Source organism: Curtobacterium sp. 260 (assembly GCF_030803485.1).
Lineage (GTDB): Bacteria > Actinomycetota > Actinomycetes > Actinomycetales > Microbacteriaceae > Curtobacterium.
Genome location: NZ_JAURUY010000004.1, coordinates 262,242 through 287,478, shown reverse-complemented (window position 1 = coordinate 287,478; position 25,237 = coordinate 262,242). Strand labels below are relative to the sequence as shown.

Here is a 25,237-nt window from a genome sequence, read left to right as displayed (position 1 = left end):
GAGGATAGGACGGGTCGCGGTCTGGGTACCGCGTGTACGTCGCTCAACAGCAGGAGTCCCACGCCTTGGTGAATCACGTCGCCTTCATCTGGAACATCGCCGAGTCCCTTCGCGGCCCGTTCAAGCCCTCCGAGTACGGATCCGTCGTTCTCCCGTTCACGGTGCTCCGCCGACTCGATGCGGTCCTGGCCGACACGAAGCCGGCCGTCCTCCAGACAGCGAAGGCGATCGGCTCGCTGCCCGAGATGCTGCAAGCAGCCACACTCACCGACGCGTCCGGCCATGAGTTCTACAACACGTCCCCGTTCGACCTCGGGAAGCTCGTCGATGACCCGCAGGACCTCCGTTCGAATCTCGCCTCGTACCTGGCGGGGTTTTCGCCGAACGTGCGGGACATCTTCGACCGGTTCGAGTTCGACAAGACCCTGAACAAGCTGGCCGACAAGAACAAGCTGTTCGCTGTCACTGAGAAGTTCGCGAAGGCCGACTTCCACCCTCGCACGGTGAGCAACATTCAGATGGGGCTGGTGTTCGAAGAACTCATCCGGTTCGCCAACGAGAAGTCGAACGAGACCGCCGGCGATCACTACACGCCCCGCGAGGTGATCGCACTGATGGTCCAGCTGCTCTTCGCTCTCGACGACGACGCTCTCTCGAAGTCCGGAGTGGTCCGGTCCATCTACGACCCGACCGCCGGTACCGGAGGGATGTTGTCCGTCGCGGACGAGTATCTCCGCAGGATGAATCCTGGCATCCAGCTCAGCTTGTACGGGCAGGACTACAACGACGCCTCGTACGCGATCTGCAAGGCCGACATGGTCATCAAGGGCCAGGACGTCGACAACATCGCCCTCGGCGACACTCTCACCGAGGATGCCTTCGACGACAAGAAGTTCGACTACGGCCTGTCCAACCCGCCGTTCGGCGTCGACTGGAAGGACCAGCGCGCCGACGTCGACGACGAGCACACCAAGCTCGGCTTCAACGGGCGTTTCGGCCCCGGGACCCCCGCTGTCAGCGACGGCGCCATGCTGTTCCTGATGCACCTGGTGTCGAAGATGCGGAAGCCCGAAGACGGCGGCTCCCGAATGGCGATCGTCCTCAACGGGTCGCCGCTGTTCTCCGGCGGCGCGGGCGGCGGCGAGTCGAACATCCGCAAGTGGCTGCTCGACAACGACCTCGTTGAAACGATAATCGGACTGCCGAAGGACATGTTCTACAACACCGGCATCTCCACCTACATTTGGATCCTCACAAACCGGAAGGACGGCGACCGCAAGGGCCGGGTGCAGCTCATCGACGGGCGCGAGATGTTCATCAAGCTCCGCAAGGGACTCGGCTCCAAGCGCAACGAGCTCTCGCAACAGAACATCGACACGATCGTTCGCCTGTACGCCGGATTCCAGGATGGCGAGCACTCGAAGATCTTCCGCAACGAAGACTTCCTCTACCGCACCATCACCGTCGAACGCCCTCTCAAACTCAACTGGCAAGCCACTACCGAGCGCGTCGAGGCAGTCCTCGAAGCGAAGGCCGTCCAGAAGCTGAGCGAGTCGGATGCCGCAGCGCTGCGTGCCGCGCTCGACCGGCTGGGCACCGACACCGTGTGGAAGAACCGCACGGCATTCCATAAGGCGCTGAATGACGCCGCGAGGGCCGCAAACCTCCGCCTCTCCGCAGCGTCGCTGAAGACCGTGACAATCGAGCTTGGTGAGCAGGACGAGACTGCTGACATCTGCACCGACAGCAAGGGCAACCCGGAACCGGACACGGCGCTTCGCGATACTGAGAACGTGCCTTGGAACGAAGACGTCGATGCCTTCGTAGCCCGCGAAGTTCTCCCCTATGCCCCAGGTGCGTGGATCGATGACTCCAAGACGAAGGAAGGCGCGGAAATCCCCTTCAACCGCCACTTCTACGGGTACGTTTCGCCCCGCCCCCTTGAGGAAATCGACCGCGACCTGACATCCGTCATGGATCAACTCCGCGCAATGCTCATCGAGGTCGAACGGTGAGCATCAGCCGAAAGACCTCGGTGCGGATTGGCCAATTCTTTTCCGCCCGACAGTCCATAGACCCGAGGAAGCATCCCGACGAGGTCTTTGATTTGCTGAGCATCCCTGCGTTCGACGAAGGTTCACCCGAGACCATCATCGGTTCCGATATTGGATCCACTAAATTGACGGTTTTTCCTTCCGATGTCCTAGTCAGCAAGATCGTGCCTCATATTCAGCGAGTTTGGATTGTTCCGCCGGGGGGAGGCCGGCGGCAAATTGCCTCATCAGAGTGGATCGTGCTTCGTTCTGATGTGGCGTTGCCTGGATATCTGCGCTATGCGCTATTGGACTCGCGTTTTCATGCTCAGTTCATGGCGACGGTCGATGGTCTGGGTGGAAGCCTTCAGCGCGCGCGACCGCAAGCCGTGAAGCAGATAGAGATAGATCTACCGTCGATCCCTCGGCAACGGTCCGTTGTGGAGTATCTAGATCGGGAAACGGCGCAGATCGATGTGTTCATCGCGAAGAACCTGGAACTCATCAATCTCCTCATCGAGCGCCGTGACGCGCTGATAGCGCGGACAGTTCTGCGCGGCCTCGACGCGGCCGTCGAGCTGCTGGCCAGCGGAGTTGAGTGGTTGGGAGATGTCCCTAGCCACTGGTCGATTCAACGGCTCGCATCGACTGTCGCTCGGGCACGGAATGGTGTTTGGGGTGCGGATCCTGAGGGTGACGAAGATGATCTCCGCTGCGTTCGTGTTGCCGACTTCGATCGCTCCAATCAGCGCATCCATGACAAGGTGTACACGATTCGACGACTGACCGCGTCAGAACGAGCGGGCCGCATTCTGAGAAGCGGTGACCTCCTACTCGAGAAATCCGGGGGAGGCGAGAAGTCCCCAGTCGGATTTGTCGTACTCTACGACCGCGCCGAGCCCGCGGTATGCTCCAATTTTGTGGCTCGGGTGCAACTGCGTGAACAGATGGACCCAGCATTCTGGACGTACGTTCACGGGGCAATGTATCGATTGCGGTTGACTGAAAAGTCGCTGAAACAATCCACCGGGATTCAGAATCTCGACGTGAAATCGTACTTCAACGAATTCGTTGCGGTCCCGCCGTACCGGGAACAGCGGGCTATCGCCGAGCACCTGGACCGCGCAGTTGCTGAAATTGACACCGTTATTCGGGCGGCTCGCCAGAGCGTTGATCTCGCACGGGAGCGACGGGCCGCTTTGATCTCGGCTGCAGTAATAGGAGAGATTGATTTGGGGTTGGCTGCATGAGCGGTGTTGCGGGGGCGCACTTGGAGCGGGCGCTGGAGAACGAGATCGCCGAACACCTCGCTGCGAACGGATGGTTGTACTCACCGATTGACGCCGGGTACGACCGGGAGCTCGCGCTGTTCCCCGAGGACGTGCTCGGTTGGTTGGAGGAGTCGCAGCCGGCCGAGTTCGCGAGGGTGGTACGTCCGGCTGATACGGACGCTCAGCGTCTCGCGGCGAACCGCGCCATCTTGACGCGTCTGGCGAAGTCGCTGGATCTCGACCCGTTGAAGAACGGTGGGACGATCCGAATTCTGCATGAGGGCTTCTCGATGGTGCCGCTGCACGGCGGTGCGGTGAAGTTCCGAATGGCCCAGTTCAGGCCGGCGACCACGCAGAACCCGGACACTCTCGAGGCCTACGCGAAGATGCGGGTCCGGGTGGTCCGTCAGGTGCACTATTCGGCAAAGCACCCGAACAAGGCGTTGGACTTGGTGCTGTTCGTAAACGGAGTCCCGGTCGCGACCGTCGAGTTGAAGACGAATTTCACGCAGCAGCTCGAGAACGCCGTCGATCAGTACCGCTTCGATCGGTCACCGACGGGCGAGCCGCTGTTCGGGTTTGGGAAGCGTTCGCTGGTGCACTTCGTGGTGTCCAACTCCGAGGTGCGGATGACGACCAAGCTCGCCGGCCCGGCGACTCGGTTCCTGCCCTTCAACAAGGGCGCCGACGGGGGAGCAGGGAACCCGGTAAACCCGCACGGGTCGGCCTCCTCGTACTTCTGGGAGGAGATTCTCCAGCGCGACACCTGGCTGCTACTGCTGAGTTCGTTTGTGCACCTGCAGGTTGAGACAGAAGTCGACCCGGACACAGGCAAGAAGACAAGAACGCAAAAGGTGCTGTTCCCCCGCTACCACCAGTGGCGCGGCGTCACCCGGCTCGTTGAGGCGGCGCGGACCGAGGGGGCAGGGAACCGTTACCTTGTACAGCACTCGGCGGGGTCGGGGAAGACGAACTCGATCTCTTGGCTCGCCCACCGACTTTCCCAGCTCCATGACGACCAGAATCAGCGGGTGTTCGACACGGTCGTCGTGGTCACAGACCGGACGGTGCTGGACAAGCAGCTGCAGGACGCGATTGCACAGTTCGAGAAGCAGGCCGGGGTAGTTCAGTCCATCACGAAGGATGGAGGCGAGTCGAAGTCGAAGCAGCTCGCGACGGCACTCACCGGTGGTAAGAACATCGTCATCGTGACGATCCAGTCGTTCGAGGCGCTGATCACCGCAATTCAAACCCTGCCTGAGCTGAAGGGGCGCCGCTTCGCGGTGATCGCGGATGAGGCTCACTCCTCGCAGACCGGATCAACGGCGGGGGCGTTGACGAAGGTGCTGTCTCCGGACGAGCGGGCGGCAGTAGCCGAAGGTACGCCGATCGACTCGGACGCGTACCTGCAGTGGGCCATGTCGGTCACTGCGTCGGCGCCGAATCTCTCCTACTTCGCTTTCACCGCCACCCCGAAAGCGAAGACGCTGGAGCTCTTCGGGCGGATGCCGGAGGGTGCGGGGCCGGATGCGACGCCGGAGCCGTTCGACCTGTACTCGATGCAGCAGGCGATCGAGGAGGGCTTCATCCTTGACGTGTTGCAGAACTACACTCCTTACAAGGTGGCGTGGAAGCTGCAGCACCCCGAAGGTGACTATGATGGCGCCGGTGAGGTTGATGAGTCAACCGCGGTAAAAGCGCTCGTGCGGTACGTGCGGCTGCACCCGACGAACATCAGCCAGAAAGCAAAGATCGTCGTCGACCACTTCCGCACCTTCGTACAGCCGCTGCTGGAAGGCAAGGCGAAGGCGATGGTCGTCACAGGATCGCGGGTCGAGGCTGTGCGGTGGAAGAAGTACCTCGACAGCTACATCAGCGATGCGGGTGTCTTGGGAGTGCGGTCGCTGGTGGCCTTCTCCGGCACTGTTGAAGATCCGGACGACGTCGGCGAAGGGTTGACGGAGCGTACCCAGAACCCCGGGGTGCAACCGGACCTCGCGGAGGCGTTTAAACCAGCTCACTACAACGTGATGATCGTGGCAGAGAAGTTCCAGACCGGGTTCGACCAGCCTCGACTGGTCGCGATGTACGTCGACAAGAAGCTCGGCGGGGTGCAGGCAGTGCAGACCCTGTCTCGACTGAACCGCACCCACCCGGGCAAGGACAGGACGTTCGTCCTCGACTTCGTCAACGATCCGCAGGAGGTGCTGGACGCGTTCCTGCCGTACTACGGGAAGGCGACGCTCACCGCAACGACCGATGCGAACCTGATCTATGACCTCGTGGCGAAGCTGGACTCGGCCGGGATCTACGACATGGCCGAGGTGGAGCAGGCGTTTGACGCTGCACTCACTGGCGGGCTCAACGCGAACTCGAAGGTGTCCGCTGCGACCGCGCCGGCAGTGGACCGCTTCCAGAAGCGGTGGGTCGCGGCGGTGCTCGACGATGACAAGGACGAACAGGACGAACTGCGGCTCCTCAAGGCGGACGTGGGGAACTTCGTGAAGTTCTACGACTTCATCTCCCAAGCCCGGAACCTCGAAGACACCGACCTGCCCCGCCGGCACTACTTCTTCCGCCGCATCCTTCCGCAACTCTCTACCGCGACGATCCTCGAACCAGTCGACATCTCGGACGTATCCCTCGTGGGCTACAAGATCAGCGCCGGTGAAGCCGTGAAGCTCAACCTCGAGCAGGGGGCCGGGCTGGATCCGATCACCGCAATTGGGTCGGGCGCGATCCACGAGAAGCACCGCAGCGCCCTCGAGGAAATCATCGAAAAACTCAACGAGCGCCTCGGTGACAAGTACGGCGTCGGCGTCATCGACCTCCAGATGAGCCACATCATCGGCAAGCTCGCCCTCGATAGTGATCTTGAAGGTCAGGCTTTGGCGAACACGGCGCAACAGTTCGCGGAATCGCCTGCTCTCCCGAAGGCGTTCACCAAAGCATTGCTTCGCCTGAGGCAGGAGACGCCGGACTTCATCGATGACCTGTTCGGCGATCCGAGTCTGCAAGGTGAACTCGGGAGGGCTCTGCCAGCGATGTTGTACGAGTTCCTGAGGAGGGGTGAGCAGAAGGCTTGATTCGATCACTGGCGCCGACGGCGTTCGTCGTCGATTCGACCTGCAGCCTGATGAGCGGTCATGCTCCATAGACCGGGTGAGGGCCAGGTCTCAGTGGTCAGGACCGACTTGTTCCGAAGGTCGTTCGTGGGATCGGGAGCAATCCCCTCGGTCGCAACTCAGGCATGGCCTTCGGTGGGTCGTGCGTCGCCACCGATCGTTAGGATCGATTCGTGCTTGAGGATTTCTGGGGGAACGCCGACTGGCTAGGCGCCTTGTTCGGAGCAGTGGTCGGTGCGCTCCTCACCGCGGTCATCGCTTACGGGGCATATCGCTGGGAGCGGCGTCGCGTCGAGCTAGCGGCTCTGCGTCGTCTCATGAGGGAACTCGGCGAGCGCAGAGCGTTCCGAGAGGCGCGAGAGGTACGTGTCTTCGGAGCAAGATGGCGTGGCGACTACCGCCGCGCAAATCAGAGCATCGTTGATGCGCGGAACAGCATCCGCGCGACACGATCCGTGCTGGTCGGTCGACGATCGGATCAGCAGACGCTGACGAAGATGATCCAAGCATGTAATGACTACCTCGAGTTGAGCGAGGAGAGCGCCGGTCTGTACTGCAGCCACCTCGCAAGGCTCCGAGAGCGGCTGTACGAACTCCTGAATCAGACAGGCCTGAAACACGGCAAGCTCTTGGTCCCCGGCAGCGAAGCTCACCTCGAGCGCCGTTAGTCGGTTCCCACCCCTAAGCTCGATCCGCACCAGACGACACGGGGAGCGCATGCAGATCACCACCGACGCCCAGGTCCTTCTCAGCCCGAGCGACCTCAGCACGTGGGCGAGCTGCGAGTGGGCCTTCCTCCGCCGCCTCGACGCCAAGCTCGGCCGCGGCGGCCTCCTGCCCGACGAGCACGACGACATGCTCGAGCGCACCGCACGCCTAGGCGACCAGCACGAGCTCGACTACCTCGAGATCCTCAAGCAGACGCGCGACGTCGTCGAGTTCGAGCGACCCGCACCGCCGGAGTACGCCCGAGCAGCCGAAGAAGCACGAGCAGCGTTCCTGGACGGCGCCGACGTCCTCTACCAACCGACCTTCCACGAGCCCCCGACCCCCGACCGCCCGGGCTTCATCGGCTTCGCCGACTTCATCCTCCGCAACGACCAGGGCGCCTACGAGGTCTACGACACCAAGCTCGCCCGCCACGCCAAGATCAGCGCCCTGCTCCAGCTCGCCGCCTACGCCGATCAGATGCAGGCGCACGGCATCCCCACCGGCGAGCAGGTCCACCTCGTCCTCGGCGACCGCACGACCACCACGCACGACCTCGGCGACATAGCCCCCGTGTACCGCACGCAGCGCGCCGAGCTCGAACGGGTCGTCGCCGAGCGGATGCGCGAGACCGAGGAGCTGCAGTGGGGCGATCCCCGCTACTCCAGCTGCGGTCGTTGCACCATCTGCCAGACCCAGGTGCAGCAGCACCGCGACCTGGTCCTCGTCGCCGGCATGCGCCTCGACCAGCGCACGAAGCTGATCCGGCAGGGAGTGCGGACGATCGACGACCTGGCGGACCGCACCGCGGCTGTGCCCGGCATGTCGCGGTCGACGCAAGATCGGCTGGTGCGTCAGGCGCGCCTCCAGACCGAGACCGAAGCCGAGCAGCTAGCAGGCCAAGCCAACAAGACCAAGCCGCGCTTCGAACTCCACGACCCCCGCGCCCTCGACGCGATCCCCGCACCCGACCCCGGCGACGTCTTCTTCGACTTCGAAGGCGACCCCCTCCACACCGAGGACGGCGTCCACTGGGGCCTCGACTACCTGTTCGGCCTGGTCGATGATCGCGCCGACTTCACCGCCTTCTGGGCGCACACCGTCCGCGACGAGCGCCAGGCGCTGGTCGACTTCCTCGCCTTCGTCAAGGAGCGCCGCGCCCAGCACCCGGGCATGCACGTCTACCACTACGCGGCGTACGAGCGGACGCACCTGCTGTCCCTCGCCGCCCGGCACGGCGTGGGGGAGGACGACGTCGACGACCTGCTCCGCGCCGGCGTCCTCGTCGACCTGTACCCGATCGTCCGCAAGGCCCTGGTGGTCGGCAGCCGCAGCTACTCGATCAAGAAGCTCGAGCCGCTGTACATGGGCGAGGACCTCCGTCTGAGCGACGTCACGAACGCCGCCGACAGCATCACCGCCTACGTCGAGGCCATCGCGGAACTCCGGAACGGCGATCCCGCGACCGGGCAGCGGATGCTCGACCAGGTCGCCGACTACAACGCCTACGACTGCCGCTCGACCCTGCGGCTCCGCGACTGGCTGCTGTCGCTCCGGCCGCCGCGCACGGAGCCCGCGACCGACGACACGGAACTCCTGCCGCCGATCCCCGTCGAGCGCGAGCCGAACCCCGTGTACACGGCGCTCGCCGCGCAGATCGCAGACGTCGACCCCCTCGACCGCGACGCCGACCAGACCGCCCTGGCGCTCGCGGCCGCCGCGATCGACTACCACCGCCGCGAGGCAAAGACCTTCTGGCAGGACCACTTCGACCGCCTCCGCAACCCCGTCGACGACTGGGCGGACACGCGTGACGTCCTGGTGGTCGAGCGCACGTCCGTCGAGCGGGACTGGGACACGCTGCCGCGTGCCCGCTCGCAGTCGCGGGAGATCCGCTTGTCCGGGACGCTCGCGCCCGGCTCGCGCATCCGGCCGGGAGGCACGCCCCACCTCGTCTACGACGACCCACTCCCGCCATCGATCACCGCTCCGGCGCCGGGTTCGAAGGGCGCGTCGGCTCGCGCGGTCGTGCTGGACGCCGAGCAGAACGGCGACGCGTTCGAGGTCCTGGTGAAGGAGAGCCTGCCGGTCGGCGGCGGCGAGCCCCACCACGACTTCCCGGTCGCGCTCGCGCCGGCCGCCCCGCCCCGAGCGAAGCCGCAGCCCGAGGCGATCGCCGAGTGGGGCCAGGACGTCCTCGACGCCCTGCCGTCGATGCTGCCCGACCCCGCGCTCGACCTGCTCCGCCGGGTCCCGCCGCGCGGTGCACTCGCCCCGGTCGCCGGGGACGACACCGTCTCCGCGGTCGTCACGACGCTGCTCGGGCTTGACCGGTCGTACCTGGCGATCCAGGGCCCTCCCGGCACGGGCAAGACGTACGTCGGTTCGAACGTCGTCGCGCGGCTCGTCCGCGAGCACGGCTGGCGCGTCGGGGTCGTCGGCCAGTCCCACGCGACGAGCGAGAACTTCCTGTCCTCCGTGGTCCGCGCGGGTGTGCCCGCCGACCGCGTGGTGAAGGTGCCGAAGTCCGGCGCGACCGAGGACGAGCTCGACGCCGCCGCGTGGACCCCGGTGAAGAACAACGCCGCCGTCGCGGCCTTCCTGTCGTCGTGCGCCGAGACCGGCACCGGGGGAGTCGTCGGCGGCACCGCGTGGACGTTCGCGAACGAGGGCACGATCCCGCGGCGCTCCCTCGACCTGCTCGTGGTCGACGAGGCCGGGCAGTTCTCGCTCGCCCCGACCATCGCGTCGTCGATCGCCGCGCAGCGCCTGCTGTTGCTCGGTGACCCGCAGCAGCTGCCCCAGGTGTCGCAGGGGTCGCACCCCGAGCCGGTCGACCAGTCGGCGCTCGGGTGGCTCGCGGACGGGGAGCACGTGCTGCCGCCGGAGTTCGGCTACTTCCTGGCGCACACCCGGCGGATGGAGCCCGCGCTGACCGCATCGGTCTCGGGGCTGTCGTACGACGGGCAGCTGACGTCGCTCGTGAGTGGTCGGCACCTGGACGACCTGGACCCGGGCGTCCACCCGGTGCCGGTCGTGCACAGCGGCAACACGACGTCGTCGGAGGAAGAGGCTGCACGGGTCGTCGAGCTCGCCCAGAGCCTGATCGGTCGTCGCTGGGTCGACGGCGACGTGACGCGGGCGTTGACGGACGAGGACGTCATCGTCGTCGCGCCCTACAACGCGCAGGGAGCGCTGATCCGCGAGGCCCTCGACCGCGCCGGACTCCGCGGGACGCAGGTCGGCACGGTCGACATGTTCCAGGGGCGCGAGGCCGTGGTGTCGATCACGTCGCTCGCGGCGTCGAGCGCGGCGGACATCCCGCGCGGACTCGACTTCCTGCTCATGCCGAACCGGCTCAACGTGGCGCTGTCCCGGGCACAGTGGGCGGCGTACCTCGTCTACTCGCCCGCGCTCACCACAGGGCTGCCCCCGTCGGTCAGCGGGCTGTCCCTGCTCTCCCGGTTCATCGAGCTGGTCGAGCCGCCCCGCTGACACCAGCAGGGCGACGACGATCAGCCGGCCTGGACCGTGCCGACCGCCGAGCTGTAGCTGGCGGTCGCGCCGAACCGCGCCCCGATGATCGTGACCGACCATGCGCTCCGATCCGGCGCGACCGAGTACAGGACCCGCGCGCCCGCCGGGATCGGCGCCAGGCCCGTTCCGTCCACCAGGGCGATCCGCGCCGGATCGCTCGCCGTCGTGAGCTCGGTCGGGTAGTTCCCGGCTCCGAACCGTCCCTCCAAGGCGTACGCCAAGGTCCCGGCGCCCATGGCGACCGCGGACCGCTCGGTGTCGAAGTTCGTCGGCTCGGGAACCGCGGGCGCCTGCGGTGCAGCCGCCTCGGCCGGGGCCGGAGCCGCTCCCTGCTCCGTGCCGTCGCCTGCAGCTGCCGGCTCCGGTGCTGCTTCTGCCGGCACCTGGTCCTCGGTCGCAGGAGCGGCCGTCACCGCATCGGGCGAGGACACCGCCATCGGGAACCCGGCGTCGAACACCTGCCCCTCGTGCGTTGCCGGCAGCGAGAGCACGGGCCACTGCACCCCGACGGTGGAGAGCCCGAACGCGAGCACCGCGTAGGCCATGAGCGCCGTACCGACGGTGCCGAGCATGATCGCGCCGCGGCCGAACGCGCGCGCGACGCTGCCGAAACGGCTCCGGTCGGTCACGAGACGGCGTCCGATGACGATGGCTGTGACACCGATGGTCGATGCGATGAACCCGCTCTGGACCCCGGCCTCCTGCGGCTCGGCGAGTGCCATGACGAGGCTGCCGAGTCCGAGGAACATCGCCAGGGTCGCCCAGGCCCACGGTCGGGTGGCTCGCCGGGCGCCTCGAGGCGGCTCTACGGTCAGGAACGCGGATCTCGGCCGTCGCGGCGGCGGCCCGGATGGTGCGTCGGCGAAGTACCCCGGAGGAGACCAGTCACGTGGTCCCGGACCGCCCAGTGGCATCGTCGTCCCCTCGTTCTTCGTTCAACGACGGTCCGAGTCTGGCTGTCAGTCTCGAGTTGAGCGATCCCCAGAACTGGGTGGGTGCCGGGTTCGACACGGGGCGTGTCGAGGACTCCGGAGTCCACGACGGTCCGTCCGGAAGCGGACCGCCCGACCGCGTCGTCAGCAGCGAACGTGGCGTGACGATCTCGGTTCGCGATCGCCGGGGATCGTGAACCAGGATCGTCAGCCGCAGATCGCAGCCAGCAGGTCCGCTAGGCCAGTCTCTGGCGGGCCGACCTGGTCGGCAGTGGCCTAGCCCTGGGTGGAGTCCTCGGCCTCGGTGTCGTCGTCGCCGGGGATCTCGCCGCGCATCTGCGCCCGGATCCCCGCGAGGACGTCGGCGTGCAGGAAGTTGGCGTCCTCGGCGCTGGTCGGGTCGACGACGATGCCGAACTCCTCGGGCACCGCGGTCACGAGCTCGGCCATGCGGACCGGGCGGGCCTCGGTGCCGGGGACGCCCTCGCTGAGTTCGGCGGGGTCGGTGAACACCGGGACGAAGGGCAGGTCGCGGATCATCACGTGCGCGATGCTCCCGCCCTCGGGGTCGCCCGCGGGCTTCCACGGCACCCACGCGGCACTGCCGAGGAACCCCTGCGCCGACGACGCCATGCGGCGCCGCAGGGCTCCGGCGGGCGACTCGGTCCTGCCGGCACCGGGGCCGAACGCCGACCCGTTCGTGTCGTTGCTGCTCATGGGGTTCCCTCCGCCGTGGTGTGCCCGGCCATGCTCCCACGAGGGGCGAGCGGAACCGAATGCGGCACCGCCACGGCCAGCTCCTCACCGGACGCGAGCGGCGTTGCGGCGGTGGGGCGTGCCTCCAGACCGACGACGGCGCCCGACCCACGAGGTGGGCCGGGCGCCGGACGGACCATGCTCAGTACTTGGCCGACTGCCCGCCGTCGATCGGGACGACCGTCGCGTTGACGTACGAGGCGTCGTCGGACAGCAGGAAGGCGACGACGGCGGCGATCTCGGGGGCCTCACCGTAGCGCTTCGTGGGGTTGACCTGGATGAACTCCTCGGCGGCCTTCCGCGGGTTCTCCGCGTCGATCTGCTTCATCGAGTTCTCGACCATCGGCGTCCAGATCGCACCGGGGGCGATGGCGTTGATACGGATGCCGTACTGGCCGTACTCCACGGCGGAGTTGCGGGTGAGGCCGACGACACCGTGCTTGGCGGCCGCGTAGCCGGACTGGTTGCCGATGCCGCGGATGCCACCGACGCTCGCGGTGTTCACGACCATGCCCGAGCCCTGCTCGCGCATGACCCGCAGCACCTTCTCGAGCCCGAGGAACACACCACGGAGGTTGATCGACACGACCTTGTCGAACTCGGCGGCGGTGAAGGACTCGGTGGGGTTCTGCTTGCCCTCGATGCCGGCGTTGTTGAAGAAGCCGTCGATGCGGTCGAATCGCTCGGTGGTGGCGGTGACGTAGGCGTCGACCTGGGCCTCGTCGGAGACGTCGGCGACGGTGGTGAGCACCTGGGCGTCGGGGGTCGCCTCGAGGACGGCGGCCTTCGTGGCCTCGAGTCCCTCGCTGGAGACGTCGACGAGCGAGAGCTGCGCGCCCTCGGCGGCCAGGCGGACGGCGGTCGCGCGGCCGAGGCCGGAGCCGCCGCCGGTGATGAGGACGACGCGGTCGGTGAAGCGGGTGGTGGATGTCATGGATGGCCTCCTGCGGTCTTCGACGATGAAGGGCTCGGGTCCAGCGGTGGGTCGACGAGTCCGTTCGATGCATCTGCATCGATAGCGCTAGACTACACCTGTCGTTTTGATCCCAAGGGTCAGCCGCTCAGCAGCGCGCGAGCACCCGGTCCATCGCGTCGCGCTCCGCGGGCGCCACCCAGAGCCGGTACGTCGTCTTCACGGTGATCTGGTGCTCGACGTAGGTGCAGCGGAACGCCGTGTCCGCGGGCAGCCACGTCGCCGCGTCGCCCGAGCGCTTCTGCGCGTTCGAGTGGCCGTCGACGGCGAACAGGTTCGCGGGGTCGTTCGCCAGGGCTTCGCGCTGCTCCTGCGTCAGCTGCTGTGCGCCGGTGCGCCAGGCGTTCTCGAGCGCGACGACGTGGTCGATCTGCACGAGGGTCGAGGTCCGGTTCCCGCGGACGAAGTCCACCCGCTCGCCGGTGTACGGGGAGACCAGCGTGCCGCGCAGGACCTTGCAGGGCCCCTGCCGCTCGATGTCCGTCAGGTCGCGGGCGAGCACGTCGTTCCGGGTGTCGCAGCCGTTGTGGTCGACGTCGAGCCAGGCGGTGCCGAAGCGGGCCTCGCGGTCGTAGCCGGTCGCGGCGGCCTTGCCCTTCACGGGCAGCGCGGCGAGCTCGCGGCGGGCGGTCGCGGCTGCGGTCGCGTCGGTCGGGCTGGTCGCGTCGGTCGGGCTGGGCGCCTCGGTCGCCTCGGTCGGGCTGGTCGGCTCGGTCGCGTCGACGGTCGGCCGGGAGGCGCCGCCCGCCTCGGCCCCACCGCCCGCGTCGGCCGTCGGTGCGGTGGTGATCGTCGGTGCGGCCGTCGACGAGGACGTCCCGTCCGCGGCGGCGTCGGCGTCCGCGTCGGTCACGCCGGTGGTGTGCAGCAGCCATCCGGCGAGGGCGACGACCGCGACGAGGCCGAGCGACGTCAGCGATGCCCGAGCCCTGCGGCGCGAGGAGGTGGAACGGGCGGAACGCGGACGGCGTCGACGGGACGTCATGGGGAGGCCTTCGGTGGTGCGGTGGAGCGGGCCCGGGTGGACCGTCCACGATCATCCCGTGCGGCACCGACGAACCAGGGCGTAGACACGGGTGCATGACCGATCACGCGAACCCCTCCGTGCCCGTCACCGGTGGATCGATGCCGCTCCTCGGCTTCGGCACCTGGCAGATCCCCGACGCCGACGCCCCCGCCGCCGTGGGCGCTGCGCTCGAGGCCGGCTACCGCCACATCGACACCGCCACGGGCTACTCGAACCAGCGCGGCGTGGGGAAGGCGCTCGCCGACGCCGGCCTCGCCCGCGACGACGTCTTCGTCACGACGAAGCTCCCGCCGGACAACGCTGACCGGGTGCGCCAGACCATCGAGGAGAGCCTCGAGCAGCTCGGGCTCGACCACCTGGACCTGTGGCTCGTGCACTGGCCGCCGAACGGCGAGGCCCGACCCGACGTGTGGGATCAGGTCGTCCAGGCGCAGGCCGACGGGCTGACCCGAGCCGTCGGGGTGAGCAACTACTCCCTCGCGCAGATCGACGAGCTGACCGACGCGACCGGGACGACCCCGGCCGTGAACCAGATCCGGTGGAGCCCCGCCGAGTACGACGCCGAGGTCGCCGCGGGGCTGCACGAACGTGGCGTGGTGCTCGAGGGCTACAGCCCGTTCAAGGCGAGCAACCTGCAGGACCCGACGCTCGTCGAGATCGCGGAGGCGCACGACGCCGACAGCGCGCAGGTCATCGTCGCGTGGCACGTGGCGCACGGGTTCGTCGTGATCCCGAAGTCGTCCAACCCGGAGCGCATCCGGTCGAACGCGCTCGGGGCGCACCTCGAGCTGACCGCCGACGAGGTGTCGCGGATCGACGGTCTCGCCGGCTGAACCGGATGCGACGGCGGGCTCAGGTCGGGAACGGCCAGGGCCCGCCGTCGTCGTCAGGCTCGGCGAGGTCGAGTCCCTCGGCCTGGGCGATGCGGCGGAGCTTCCGGTCGAAGGTGGCGAGCTGGCCGCGCACGGCCTGCGCCGTGACGAGGACGACCGCGTCCGGCATGCCGAGCCGGCGGCTGGCGCGCATGTCCGCCGCCCGGCGTGCGGTACGGCCCGTGACCGGGACGACCGACACGCCGAGTCGTTCGATGGTGCCGCACTCACGGTCGGCGTGCCCACGGGACGCCGGTCGCACGAGCATCTCGGCGAGGGTCAGGGCCGAGGTACAGAACTCGTCCCACGCGTGGTCCTCGACCAGGTCGTACGCTCGCTCGTGCAGGCCGTCGCCCTCGTCGAGCAGCGCGATCACGACGTTGCGTCGAGGACCATCACCGTGCCGGCCGCCTCCGCCGATGCCCCTCGAACGCGCTCGACCAGACGCCTCGGCTGCCGCCGAAGCAGCCGCCGAGCGTGACCTCGGCGCCGTTGCGCAGCCGGAAGGTGGACGTCGCCGTGGTGCCGCTGCGCCGGACCACTCCTGTTCGCGGCGGCTCACGATCGGCGTGGGACTCGAGATCGGCGTGCGGCTCGACGTCCGGATCGGCCGGAGTCGGTGTCAGGAGGCCCACGACCGGGACCTGCGGGGTAGGACGGGGCTGGGCGGAGCGGCTGGTCTCGACGAACATGCGGCGACGGTACCGACGCGGGCGTCCGGACGCGAAGGAGTTCGTATGTCGCGGCTCAGGTGAGGAGCGAGCGGATGTCCTCGGCGGTCAGGTCGTCGGCGAACAGGGCATCGTCGTCGATCATGGTCGCGAAGAGTTCGGCCTTCTTGGCGGCGAGGGCGAGGACCTTCTCCTCGATGGTGTCCTCGGCGATGAAGCGCTGCACGTTCACGGAGCGGGTCTGCCCGATGCGGTGCGTCCGGTCGACCGCCTGGGACTCGGCGGCCGGGTTCCACCAGGGATCGAGCACGAAGACGGTGTCCGCCTCGGTCAGCGTCAGCCCGAAGCCGCCGGCCTTGAGGGAGATGAGGAACGCCGGTGCCGCGCCGGTCCGGAAGCGGTCGATGACCTGCGGGCGCTTCCGGGTCGAGCCGTCGAGGTACTCGTACCCGATGCCTCGGGCGTCGAGTGCCTCGGCGACCATGCGCAGGAACGTGGTGAACTGGCTGAAGACCAGGGCGCGGCGATCCTCGGCGGCGAGCTGCTCGAGCTCGTCGAGCAGCAGGTCGAGCTTCGCCGAGGGGATGGGATCCGCACCGGCAGCGACGTCCTCGTCGGCGTCGGCGTCCGTCTGCTGCACGAGTGCCGGCGACAGGGCGAGCATCCGGAGGAGGGTCAGCGACCGGAAGACGATCATCCGGTTGCGCGCCAGGTCGTCGATGAGGTCGAGGACCTTCAGGCGCTCCCGGTTGAGGGTCCGCTCGTACAGCGCGCGGTGCGCGGGGTCGAGCGTCACCCGGACGACCTGCTCCTGCTTCGGCGGCAGGTCGGCGGCGACGCTCTCCTTCGTCCGGCGGAGCATGAGCGGTCGGATCCGACGCCGGAGCCGGTCGGTGAGCTCCTTGCGGGCGTCCCCGCGCAGGTCGGGGGAGCCGAGCGGCTTGACGTAGTCGTCGCCGAACCGGGACCACGACGACAGCAGCCCGGGCGCGACGACGTGGAACAGCGCCCAGAGGTCGGTCAGCCCGTTCTCGAGCGGGGTCCCCGTGACGGCGAACTTCACCGGCGCGGTCAGCTCGGCCGCGACCCGGTGCGTCTGCGACTGCGGGTTCTTCACGAACTGCGCCTCGTCGAGCACGAGCGCCGACCAGGACACTCCGGTGTACTCGGCGGCGTCGAGCCGGAGCAGTGCGTACGAGGTCACGACGACGTCGGACTCCGCCGCCGCCCGGGCGACCCGGGCGTGGTCCTTGAGCGAGGTCGCGGTGACGGCGGTCACCCGTAGGGAGGAGGTGAAGCGGGCTGCCTCGTCCGCCCAGTTGCCGACGACCGAGGTCGGCGCGACGACGAGGAACGGCGGAGCGTCCGGCTCGGACCCGCGGGCGGCGGCGATCATGGACAGCACCTGCAGGGTCTTGCCGAGGCCCATGTCGTCGGCGAGCACCCCGCCGATGCCGTGCTCCCGCAGGAACCGGAGCCAGGCGTAGCCGGCGTGCTGGTAGGGGCGGAGCTCGGCGTGCACGGTGTCCGGCACGGGGACCTCGTCCTGCGGTGCGGCGTCGAGCAGACCCGCTGCGATCCGCTGCCAGCGCTCGTCGTGCTCCGTCTCGTCGGCCAGCTGGTCGAACTCCGACCACAGCCCGGCCTGCAGCGGGGTCACCGTCAGGGCCTGGTCGGGTTCCCACTCGTCGAGCTCGCGCGCTTCCTCGATGAGTTCCTTGAGCCGGTCGAACGTCGGGTCGGCCAGCGACAGGTACGACCCGTCGATGAGCTTCATGCGGCGGTCACGCTTCGCCAGCGCCCGGAGCAGCGGGGTGAACGGGATCTGCCGCCCGTTCACGGTGACGAAGATGCCGAGGTCGAACCAGTCGTGCTTCTCGGACGGCATCGTCGTGACGCGGATGTGCGGTCGCCCGGTCAGCCGCTCGTGGTCGCCGGGCTCGCCCTGCACGACCGTCCGGACACCGAGTGCGGGCAGGGCCGGCAGGAGTTCGGTCGCGAAGACGGCGACGTCCGCACCGTCGACCGTGCCGTCCTCGAACCAGGCGAGACCGCCGCCGGGGCCGGTCGTCTCGGACTCATCGGCCGCGTGCAGCCCGCTGAGGTCGGGGAGCGGACCGTGCAGGGTGACCGGGTCCTTCCGCCCGTCGACGTGCCACCGCCACTGCAGGTGCAGGCGGTCGTCGGTCCGGGGTGCCCGGGCGGGTTCGAACGTCGCGGTCAGGACGAGCTCGGGCGGTGTCCGCTCGGGGAGTTCGACCGAGCCGTCGGAGCTGACGAGACCGAGCGCGCCGCGGAGCCGCGGCGACCAGTCGGCCAGGAACTCGTCGACGGCATCGGCCGGCACGGTGATGCGCGCGCCCTCCACGAGCATGCGGCGCTGGTCCTGGGGGACCGGAGCCGGGGTCGGCGCGAGGGTGACGTGGAACTCGGGGCTCTCGCGGAAGGCGTAGACACCGTGGTCGCCGATCGTTCGCGCCGAGCCGTCGGGTACCGGGCGCCCGTCGATGACCGCACTCGCACCGATGACGAGCGCGCCGTCGTGCCGGGCTGCGTCGAGGAGCACGCGCCCGTCGCCGCCGAGGACCGCGCCGCCCTCGCGCTTGCCCGTCACGAAGGCGATCCCGAGTCCGGCTGCCTGCCGGATCAGCGGCCAGAGCAGGGGGCTGCCGAAGTCGTCGAGGTGCACCCAGTCGCTCTCGCCGGGGAGCCCCGCGAGCTGCCCGGCGCGGTGCAGCGCGGAGAACTGCAGGAACCAGGCGTGCTGTTCGGGCGCGATGCCGAGCCGGTTCATCGAGTAGGGGAGCGTGCCCCAGGTGAGCTGCCCGCGGACCCAGTTGCCGGCGGCGCTGCGGGTCACCGGGCGGACGCCGAGCCGCACGCTGCGGGCACGGGACGGCAGCGCCCGGCCGGCGGCGCGCGCACGGGAGGCGAGTGCGGCGGGGACCGCGTCGCGCAACTCGAACTGCAGACCCATGGGGGTGCCCTGCGGGGCGACCGCCCGGTCGTCGTCACCGGCGAGGCGGGCGAGGTCGAGCCTCCAGTCCGGGGCAGGCGGTGGGGCGAGGGGAGCCGCTGCTCGGGGCTCGGCGGCGAGGGCACGTGCGTTGATGGTGAGGAGCGCGGCGGCGACGTGCTTGCAGTCGCCGCCGAGGGGGCAGGAACACGTGCTGCGGACGGGGCGGACGAACTCGCCGCGGGCGACGGTGGTCTCGACGCGGAGCTCGTAGGGGTCGTCGGCGGAGCCGGAGACGGTCGCGGTGACCGTGCCGTCGTCGTCGTGCCAGGTGGCGTCCTCGACCAGGCCGGCGCGGACGACGTCGCGCGCACGGCCGAAGGTCTGCGGCCCGACGAACCGGATGACGTCCACGGCGTCGATCATCGGGGCGGCGGGCACGGGTCCATCGTGCCAGGCGCCACCGACCTTCGCTGCTGGCCCTCCGCTGCTAGCGTGGGCGGGCGCCGGACGGCGCGCGACACGAGGGGGATCGCATGGGGAACGCAGCGCGCGGCGCAGTCGTGGTGGCAGGGGCGGTGGCGACGGTGGTCGCTCTGTCGGGGTGCAGTGTGCTCGGGGCGGGGACACGGACGGCCGAGGCGCCGGCTCCGAGCGCGAGCGCGACGACGGCGGCGACGCCCGGCACGGCGTCGTGTGACCTGGCCTCCGGGACCGGTTCGGTGTCGATCGAGGAGACCGCGGACGCCTACCGCGTCGAGTGGTCCGGCGTGCCGACGGACGACGACGGGGCGCGGCAGGAGTACCAGGTGCAGCTCGGCACCGCGTCGCAGGACGACCACATCACGATGTACATCGAGTTCGACAGCATCACCGGGGCGACCACCTACGGATGGTTCGACCCGGACACCCTCGACGTCGATCCGGTGCCCGGTGACCCGGACACGTCGGCCGGCACCGTGGTCGGTGTCTTCCCGAAGCAGCGGGACATCGACGCCACGTACTGGTCGCCGTCGTGGTCGAAGACCACCACCGAGGACTCGGACACGACGTACTGCACCGATGACGGCCAGGTCCTCGACTGGACGCCGCTCGACTGACGTGACTTGTCCGCGTCCCGTTCTGGGGGCGTCGCTGACAGCATCTCAGGTGCAGGATCGATGCGTGCTGCAGTCACTGGTGTACATGAGTTCCGCCACCGAGCCCTTCGACGAGGGTGACCTCGAGGCGGTGCTCGACCACGCCCGGACACGGAACACCGCCGACGGGCTGACCGGCATGCTCGTGCACCGCGGCGGGCGCTTCATGCAGCTGCTCGAGGGGCCGTACGACGCGGTGATGGCGACGTACGCGCGCATCGTCGCGGACGAGCGGCACGACGACGTCCGGCTGCTCGTCGAGGAGTCCATCCACACGCGGCGGTTCCCGGAGTGGTCGATGGCGTACGACCGCGAGACCGACGGCGTCGAGGTGCCCGAGGGCTTCAGCACCTTCCTCGACCGCGGAGACGACAGCGCCGACCAGAGCCGCCCCCGCGAGCTGCTGCGGTGGTTCCGCAACCACCCGATGGCGGACCCGACGGCGGCGAAGGGCAAGCACCGGCGCGACGCCTGACGCCCTGCCGCCGTCGCGCTCGGAGACCCGGATCGATCGGGTCATACTGGTTCGGTGACGACACTGCGAGGCATGATCCGCTCGACCGAGACGCGCGAGGCCGAGGGCTACGCGGACTCCGTCGTGGCGGCCAAGGAAGCAGCCGTCGCCGCACTCGACCTGGACGGGTTCGCGCTGCTGCAGACGAACGCGGTCGAGAGCAAGGCGACGGGGGAGACCACGATCAAGGCGACCGCGCGGTCGACCGCGACGCGGGAGCACGAGGCCTCCGGACCGAACTACGTGGCGGCGCTGGCGGCGTACCGGAACACCGTGCCGGAGGGGTGGCAGGCGCAGCACGTGTGGGTGGTGGCGGAGTAGCCGCAGGACGGAGTCGTCGTGAGCACATCCGAGATGATCGACGAGCCGTTCGCGAACGAGTTCGTGGCGGCTGTCCGTGCCCGCTTTCACGACAGCGGACTCCTGCGTAACGGCACGGAGTGGGTCGCCGGTGGCGTGCAGCCGCCGGACGCGGCGGTCATCCTCTACCGGGACCGGCCCGGCGGACCGGTGCTCGGTCGGCGCTACCTCCTGCGGGAGTACTCGGCGCTCTTCGGCGGTGCGACGGCGCAGTGGCTCGCGACGGAGGCGTGGGTGTCCGACATCACGGCCCCGTCGGGGAACGGAGAGCGGAAGGACGTCGACTGGGCGGACGGACTCGTGCCCGATCCGGCCGAGGTCCGCTGGCTCGACCAGGACTGGCGGTGCGCGTGCCCTCCTGACGGGAGAACGCGCACCGTCGCCCTCGGGCGAGGAGCCTCAGCGCTGCTCTGCGGCCAGCTTGCTGTGCTTCCGCGAGTACCCGAAGTACACCCCGAGCCCGATCGCGAACCAGATCGCGAACCGCACCCAGGTCTCCCACTGCAGGAACGTCACGAGCCACAGCGAGGCGACGACCCCGATGATCGGCACGACGGGCATGAACGGGAGCCGGAACTGCCGGTCGAGGTCGGGCTGCCGGTAGCGCAGCACGATCACCGCCGAGCAGACGACGACGAACGCGAGCAGGATCCCGATGTTCGTCAGCTCCGCGACGACGCCGATCGGCAGCAGCCCCGCGAGCACCGCCGATGCGATGCCGAGGATCCACGTCACCCGCGTGGGCACGTGCCGCTTCGGGTCGGTCTTCGCGAACCACTTCGGCATGAGCCCGTCGCGGCTCATCGAGAACCAGACGCGCGAGGCACCGAGCATGAAGGTGACCAGCACGGTCACGATGCCGACGATGGCCCCGATCGCGATGACGTTCGCGACCCCGCCGAGCCCGACCGATGCGAACGCCGACGAGAAGCCCGAAGCGGGGTCGATGTCGGTGTACTTCTGCATGCCGGTGAGCACGAGCGTCGCCAGGACGTAGAGCACCATCGCGATGCCCAGCGACAGCAGGATCGCCTTCGGCATGTGCTTCCGTGCGTCGGTGGACTCCTCGGCAGCGGTGGACATCGCGTCGTAGCCGAACACGGCGAAGAACACCGTGGCGGCGCCGGTCATCACGCCGCCGAAGCCGAACGGGAAGTACGGCGAGTAGTTCGCGCTGTTGATGTGGAACACCCCGAGCACGACGATGAGCACGACGAGGGCGACCTTGATCGCGACGGCGACGAGCTCGAAGCGCGCCGCACTCCGGATGCCCCGGGTCAGCACGAAGGCGGTGAGCAGGCAGAGGACGATCGCGAACACGTCCACGACGTGGCCGTCACCGGTCCCGGGCGCGCCGAGCATCCACGCGGGCAGCTCGATGCCGAACTGGCCGACCAGGAACCCGACGTAGCCCGAGATGCCGATCGCGACGACGGCGACGATCGCGGTGTACTCGAGCAGCAGGTCCCAGCCGATGAACCACCCGACGACCTCGCCGAGCACGGCGTACCCGTACGTGTAGGCGCTGCCGGCCTTCGGGATCATCCCGGCGAACTCGGCGTACGACAGCGCGGCGGCGGCACTGGCGACACCGGCGATCAGGAAGCTGATGAGGACGGCGGGGCCGGCGACGCCGTTCGCGACGGTGCCGGCGAGGGTGAAGATGCCCGCGCCGATGATGCCGCCGATGCCGATGGCCGTGAGCTGCCAGAGCCCGAGGTGCCGTTTCAGGCCGCCCTCGCCCTCGGGGTCGTCGTCGATCGTGTCGATGGGCTTCCGCCGGAAGATCCCCTGTGTCGTCGTCGTCACGCACCCACTCTGCTCCTTCTGCGGCGGCGGTGGTAGACCCGGCTGCATGCATCGTGCTGCTCGTGTCGAACCCGGTCCCGGCCAGGAGTCCGTCTGGGACTACCCGCGTCCTCCCGCCGTCGAGGCGGTCCCCGACCGCGTCCTCGTGCGGCTCGGCGGGACGGTCGTGGTCGACACGACCGACGCCGTCCGGGTGCTCGAGACCTCGCACCCGCCGGTGTACTACGTCCCGATGGCGAGGCTCGAGCTGCGTCCGGCGCAGGGGTCGAGCATGTGCGAGTTCAAGGGGCGTGCGCGCTACTTCGACGTGGTCGGCGGGGACGGCGTCGTCGCGCCCCGGGCGGCGTGGAACTACCCGACGCCGGAGCCCGGGTACGAGGACCTCCGCGACCGGGTGGCGATCTACCCGTCGGCGATGGACTCGTGCGAGGTCGGTGGTGAGACCGTGCAGGCGCAGGAGGGCGACTTCTACGGCGGGTGGATCACCTCGCGGGTGGTCGGACCCTTCAAGGGCGGGCCGGGCACGCTCGGCTGGTGACCGCCCGCCCGGCGGCGGCGACGGGGCGGAGGTCCGCCGCGCCTCCAGGCCGTCGACCGGTGGTGGAGGACCGCGGTCAGCGGCGCGCGTAGGGCGACCAGAACGGCGGCGGGAAGCCTCCGTCCGTCGCGAAGGTGAGCAGCTGCCAGGCCGTCATCACCAGGCCGAGGCCACCGAGCACCATCCCGATCCACGCCCAGACGCGCACGGCGCGACGCCGACCGGCGATCCGGACCGCGCGGAGGCCGCAGAGCACGCAGACGATGCCGAACACGGCCTCGAGGAGCACGTGCCGCGCCATGTCGGCGGCGGGCACGATGATGCCCATCCAGAGCGAGAGGGGAGCGAGCAGCACGGCGACGGTCGCGAGGACGGCGGGCGGTTCGTGGTCGCGAGCGCCGGCTGCCATGGGTCCGAACGTACCGACCCGTGGCCCGTTGCGCTCGCCTCCGGGGACGGCCGGTCCGCGCATCGCCGCGCGCCGCGCCGGACGGACCCTGCGCGAGCGAGCACGATGAGGGCATGCGTTCCTTCGTCCGTGTCCTCCTCGGTGCTGCGCTCGTCTTCGCGGGCACCAGCCACCTCACCTTCGCCCGTCGTGACTTCCGCGCCCAGGTGCCGGACTTCGTGCCGCTCGACACGGACACGACCGTGCTGGCCTCCGGTGTGGCGGAGATCGGGCTCGGCAGCGCGCTGCTCTTCACGCCGCGCAGCCGCCGGAAGACCGTCGGCACGGTCGCGGCCCTGTTCTTCACGGTGATCTTCCCGGGCAACCTGTCGCAGTGGGTGAACCGCCGCGACGCGTTCGGCCTCGACTCCGACGAGAAGCGCGTCGCCCGTCTGTTCGGGCAGCCGCTGCTCATCTGGGCGGCGCTCTGGTCGACCCGCGGGTCCGGTACGGGGCGCTGATGGCTGTCCCGGCGGCGTCGCAGGACCCGGACGTGTCGTCCGGGTCCGTCGGCGTGGCCGGGTCGGACGGGGCGGCTGCTGGGGTCGGGTCGGACGGGGCGGTCGCGTCGGCTGCCGGGGTCGGGTCGGACGGGGCGGTTGCGTCGGCTGCCGCGGTCGGCCGGGAGGCACGGCTCGCCGCCGGCACGCACCGTCGCGTCGCGGACGTGGTCGCCACGGTGCTGCTGCTCGTCCTGCTGGCCGTCGAGTCGGTGGCCGTCGGTGGCGGCATCGTCTTCCTGTCGATGGCCTTCCACTCGTGTGCGGCGCCGGGGAACACCTGCGACGCCGGGCTCGGCGGCGGGGTCGTGACCGTCGGTCCGGTGCTCGTCGTGCTGGTGCTCGTCGGGACGGTCGTCGGCTGCGTCCTGCGGCTCGTCCGGCGACGGCTCGCGTGGCCCCTGGTGCTGGTCGGCATCGCCGCGCAGGTCGTCGTGTTCTTCGCTGCCCTGCTGCTCGTCGACTCCGCCGTGCAGCACGGGTTCTGACGCTCGTCCTGCCGGGCTCTTGCCGGGGATCTGCCGGGCTGCTGCCGGTCTTCCTGCACAGGGTTTGGTCTCGGCATCGTCGTCCACAGATCGTCGGTCGACGCTGCTGCCCGCCGGGCTCGGGCCGCAGGCTCGGAGCATGTCAGGAACCGAAGTGCTCGACCAGCTGTTCACCACGTCCGCCCGGACCGACGCCGACGTCGTCGCCCTCGTCTCCGGGGTCGTCGGGCCCCCGATCCGGCGGCAGTGCTGGGTGCTCTTCCTCGACGAACGGGCGCTGCCGATCCCGTTCCTGCTGCCCGTGTCGGACCTGCCGCTGCAGCCGGACGAGCACGTCGAGGACTTCGCCACGCTGGTCGCGGAGGTCTGCGTCGACAACGCTGCGTCCGAGGTCGTGCTCGCGTGGGAACGGCCGGGTGAGACGCAGCTGTTCCCGGTCGACTGGGAGTGGATCGACGCCTGCGCGTGCGCCTTCGCCGAGCGGGCGGTGCGGTTGCGAGGCCAGGTCGTCGTGAACGCCACGGGGGCGTCGATGGTCGAGCTCCACGACGCCGAGGAGCTCGGGCCGGTGCTGCGGTGA

General features: G+C 69.2%; 22 protein-coding genes. 13 read left to right on the top strand and 9 right to left on the bottom strand.

What is annotated here, in order from left to right; genetic code table 11:
- Positions 1-32 precede the first annotated feature (32 nt).
- The 5 genes from J2X59_RS07705 (at position 33) to J2X59_RS07685 (ending at position 10,632) form a co-directional block, all read left to right on the top strand.
- The gene (locus J2X59_RS07705) at positions 33-2,015 is read left to right on the top strand and encodes a type I restriction-modification system subunit M (protein ID WP_326496265.1); all 1,983 of its coding nucleotides are present in this window, start codon (positions 33-35) and stop codon (positions 2,013-2,015) included.
- On the top strand, positions 2,012-3,283 hold the full coding sequence (locus J2X59_RS07700) for a hypothetical protein (protein ID WP_326496264.1): 1,272 nt from the start codon (positions 2,012-2,014) through the stop codon (positions 3,281-3,283). Before J2X59_RS07705 ends, J2X59_RS07700 begins: the two co-directional genes overlap by 4 nt.
- Positions 3,280-6,390, top strand: a complete 3,111-nt coding sequence (locus J2X59_RS07695) for a type I restriction endonuclease subunit R (RefSeq protein WP_326496263.1) — start codon at positions 3,280-3,282, stop codon at positions 6,388-6,390. The genes J2X59_RS07700 and J2X59_RS07695 overlap by 4 nt, the downstream gene beginning before the upstream one ends.
- A gap of 212 nt (positions 6,391-6,602) precedes the next feature.
- Positions 6,603-7,097 (top strand): hypothetical protein, encoded by a 495-nt coding sequence (locus tag J2X59_RS07690; RefSeq protein WP_326496262.1) that lies wholly within the window; start codon positions 6,603-6,605, stop codon positions 7,095-7,097.
- A gap of 49 nt (positions 7,098-7,146) precedes the next feature.
- The gene (locus J2X59_RS07685; protein ID WP_326496261.1) at positions 7,147-10,632 is read left to right on the top strand and encodes a TM0106 family RecB-like putative nuclease; all 3,486 of its coding nucleotides are present in this window, start codon (positions 7,147-7,149) and stop codon (positions 10,630-10,632) included.
- Between the two features lie 20 nt (positions 10,633-10,652).
- Here the strand turns inward: J2X59_RS07685 and J2X59_RS07680 are convergent, their stop codons facing one another.
- From J2X59_RS07680 to J2X59_RS07665, 4 genes are all read right to left on the bottom strand, one after another.
- Positions 10,653-11,423, bottom strand: a complete 771-nt coding sequence (locus J2X59_RS07680) for a hypothetical protein (protein WP_326496260.1) — start codon at positions 11,421-11,423, stop codon at positions 10,653-10,655.
- Positions 11,424-11,882: 459 nt separating this feature from the next.
- On the bottom strand, positions 11,883-12,323 hold the full coding sequence (locus tag J2X59_RS07675; RefSeq protein ID WP_326496259.1) for an SseB family protein: 441 nt from the start codon (positions 12,321-12,323) through the stop codon (positions 11,883-11,885).
- Between the two features lie 181 nt (positions 12,324-12,504).
- Positions 12,505-13,296 (bottom strand): SDR family oxidoreductase, encoded by a 792-nt coding sequence (locus J2X59_RS07670; protein ID WP_326496258.1) that lies wholly within the window; start codon positions 13,294-13,296, stop codon positions 12,505-12,507.
- Positions 13,297-13,423: 127 nt separating this feature from the next.
- Positions 13,424-14,320, bottom strand: coding sequence for an HNH endonuclease family protein (locus J2X59_RS07665; RefSeq protein WP_326496257.1), 897 nt, complete (start codon positions 14,318-14,320; stop codon positions 13,424-13,426).
- 95 nt (positions 14,321-14,415) lie between these two features.
- Here J2X59_RS07665 and J2X59_RS07660 point away from each other — a divergent pair, with 95 nt between their 5' ends.
- Positions 14,416-15,195 carry an aldo/keto reductase gene (locus tag J2X59_RS07660; RefSeq protein WP_326496256.1) on the top strand — a complete coding sequence of 260 codons (780 nt, stop codon included), beginning with the start codon at positions 14,416-14,418 and terminating at the stop codon, positions 15,193-15,195.
- A gap of 19 nt (positions 15,196-15,214) precedes the next feature.
- Here the strand turns inward: J2X59_RS07660 and J2X59_RS07655 are convergent, their stop codons facing one another.
- Genes J2X59_RS07655 through J2X59_RS07645 form a run of 3 tightly spaced genes read right to left on the bottom strand, consistent with a single transcriptional unit; the run spans position 15,215 to position 19,302 of the window.
- Positions 15,215-15,610, bottom strand: a complete 396-nt coding sequence (locus J2X59_RS07655) for a type II toxin-antitoxin system VapC family toxin (protein ID WP_326496255.1) — start codon at positions 15,608-15,610, stop codon at positions 15,215-15,217.
- 19 nt (positions 15,611-15,629) lie between these two features.
- Positions 15,630-15,926: a hypothetical protein gene (locus J2X59_RS07650; protein ID WP_326496254.1), complete on the bottom strand. Its 297-nt coding sequence runs from the start codon at positions 15,924-15,926 to the stop codon at positions 15,630-15,632.
- A gap of 55 nt (positions 15,927-15,981) precedes the next feature.
- Positions 15,982-19,302 (bottom strand): DEAD/DEAH box helicase, encoded by a 3,321-nt coding sequence (locus tag J2X59_RS07645; RefSeq protein ID WP_326496253.1) that lies wholly within the window; start codon positions 19,300-19,302, stop codon positions 15,982-15,984.
- A gap of 95 nt (positions 19,303-19,397) precedes the next feature.
- Between J2X59_RS07645 and J2X59_RS07640 the strand changes: the two genes are divergently transcribed.
- From J2X59_RS07640 to J2X59_RS07630, 3 genes are all read left to right on the top strand, one after another.
- On the top strand, positions 19,398-19,961 hold the full coding sequence (locus tag J2X59_RS07640; protein ID WP_326496252.1) for a hypothetical protein: 564 nt from the start codon (positions 19,398-19,400) through the stop codon (positions 19,959-19,961).
- Between the two features lie 64 nt (positions 19,962-20,025).
- On the top strand, positions 20,026-20,475 hold the full coding sequence (locus tag J2X59_RS07635; RefSeq protein ID WP_235426535.1) for a BLUF domain-containing protein: 450 nt from the start codon (positions 20,026-20,028) through the stop codon (positions 20,473-20,475).
- Positions 20,476-20,547: 72 nt separating this feature from the next.
- On the top strand, positions 20,548-20,835 hold the full coding sequence (locus J2X59_RS07630) for a hypothetical protein (RefSeq protein WP_066653582.1): 288 nt from the start codon (positions 20,548-20,550) through the stop codon (positions 20,833-20,835).
- 438 nt (positions 20,836-21,273) lie between these two features.
- Here J2X59_RS07630 and J2X59_RS07625 read toward each other — a convergent pair whose 3' ends face one another.
- On the bottom strand, positions 21,274-22,683 hold the full coding sequence (locus J2X59_RS07625) for an amino acid permease (protein ID WP_326496251.1): 1,410 nt from the start codon (positions 22,681-22,683) through the stop codon (positions 21,274-21,276).
- A 46-nt stretch (positions 22,684-22,729) separates the two neighbouring features.
- On the opposite strand from J2X59_RS07625, the gene J2X59_RS07620 reads away from it, so the two are divergent.
- On the top strand, positions 22,730-23,221 hold the full coding sequence (locus J2X59_RS07620) for a DUF427 domain-containing protein (RefSeq protein WP_326496250.1): 492 nt from the start codon (positions 22,730-22,732) through the stop codon (positions 23,219-23,221).
- A gap of 76 nt (positions 23,222-23,297) precedes the next feature.
- Here the strand turns inward: J2X59_RS07620 and J2X59_RS07615 are convergent, their stop codons facing one another.
- Entirely contained in the window at positions 23,298-23,630 is a 333-nt protein-coding gene (locus J2X59_RS07615) for a hypothetical protein (RefSeq protein ID WP_326496249.1), read from the bottom strand.
- Positions 23,631-23,743: 113 nt separating this feature from the next.
- Here J2X59_RS07615 and J2X59_RS07610 point away from each other — a divergent pair, with 113 nt between their 5' ends.
- The 3 genes from J2X59_RS07610 to J2X59_RS07600 all read left to right on the top strand — a co-directional run bounded on the left by J2X59_RS07610 (position 23,744) and on the right by J2X59_RS07600 (position 25,237).
- Positions 23,744-24,130: a DoxX family protein gene (locus J2X59_RS07610; protein WP_066653598.1), complete on the top strand. Its 387-nt coding sequence runs from the start codon at positions 23,744-23,746 to the stop codon at positions 24,128-24,130.
- Complete coding sequence (locus J2X59_RS07605; protein ID WP_326496248.1) at positions 24,130-24,657, top strand: DUF6264 family protein; 528 nt, start codon at positions 24,130-24,132, stop codon at positions 24,655-24,657. Before J2X59_RS07610 ends, J2X59_RS07605 begins: the two co-directional genes overlap by 1 nt.
- Before the next feature lie 139 nt (positions 24,658-24,796).
- Positions 24,797-25,237 carry a hypothetical protein gene (locus J2X59_RS07600; protein ID WP_144411277.1) on the top strand — a complete coding sequence of 147 codons (441 nt, stop codon included), beginning with the start codon at positions 24,797-24,799 and terminating at the stop codon, positions 25,235-25,237.

What these genes read in the sequence shown, in the direction of transcription:
- J2X59_RS07670 (WP_326496258.1), bottom strand. Translation starts at nt 13,296, where the DNA reads ATGACATCCACCACCCGCTTCACCGACCGCGTCGTCCTCATCACCGGC.
- J2X59_RS07620 (WP_326496250.1), top strand. Translation starts at nt 22,730, where the DNA reads ATGCATCGTGCTGCTCGTGTCGAACCCGGTCCCGGCCAGGAGTCCGTC.
- J2X59_RS07685 (WP_326496261.1), top strand. Translation starts at nt 7,147, where the DNA reads ATGCAGATCACCACCGACGCCCAGGTCCTTCTCAGCCCGAGCGACCTC.
- J2X59_RS07695 (WP_326496263.1), top strand. Translation starts at nt 3,280, where the DNA reads ATGAGCGGTGTTGCGGGGGCGCACTTGGAGCGGGCGCTGGAGAACGAG.
- J2X59_RS07600 (WP_144411277.1), top strand. Translation starts at nt 24,797, where the DNA reads ATGTCAGGAACCGAAGTGCTCGACCAGCTGTTCACCACGTCCGCCCGG.
- J2X59_RS07630 (WP_066653582.1), top strand. Translation starts at nt 20,548, where the DNA reads ATGATCCGCTCGACCGAGACGCGCGAGGCCGAGGGCTACGCGGACTCC.
- J2X59_RS07660 (WP_326496256.1), top strand. Translation starts at nt 14,416, where the DNA reads ATGACCGATCACGCGAACCCCTCCGTGCCCGTCACCGGTGGATCGATG.
- J2X59_RS07605 (WP_326496248.1), top strand. Translation starts at nt 24,130, where the DNA reads ATGGCTGTCCCGGCGGCGTCGCAGGACCCGGACGTGTCGTCCGGGTCC.
- J2X59_RS07610 (WP_066653598.1), top strand. Translation starts at nt 23,744, where the DNA reads ATGCGTTCCTTCGTCCGTGTCCTCCTCGGTGCTGCGCTCGTCTTCGCG.
- J2X59_RS07615 (WP_326496249.1), bottom strand. Translation starts at nt 23,630, where the DNA reads ATGGCAGCCGGCGCTCGCGACCACGAACCGCCCGCCGTCCTCGCGACC.
- J2X59_RS07665 (WP_326496257.1), bottom strand. Translation starts at nt 14,320, where the DNA reads ATGACGTCCCGTCGACGCCGTCCGCGTTCCGCCCGTTCCACCTCCTCG.
- J2X59_RS07680 (WP_326496260.1), bottom strand. Translation starts at nt 11,423, where the DNA reads ATGTTCCTCGGACTCGGCAGCCTCGTCATGGCACTCGCCGAGCCGCAG.
- J2X59_RS07650 (WP_326496254.1), bottom strand. Translation starts at nt 15,926, where the DNA reads ATGTTCGTCGAGACCAGCCGCTCCGCCCAGCCCCGTCCTACCCCGCAG.
- J2X59_RS07640 (WP_326496252.1), top strand. Translation starts at nt 19,398, where the DNA reads ATGGGGAACGCAGCGCGCGGCGCAGTCGTGGTGGCAGGGGCGGTGGCG.
- J2X59_RS07675 (WP_326496259.1), bottom strand. Translation starts at nt 12,323, where the DNA reads ATGAGCAGCAACGACACGAACGGGTCGGCGTTCGGCCCCGGTGCCGGC.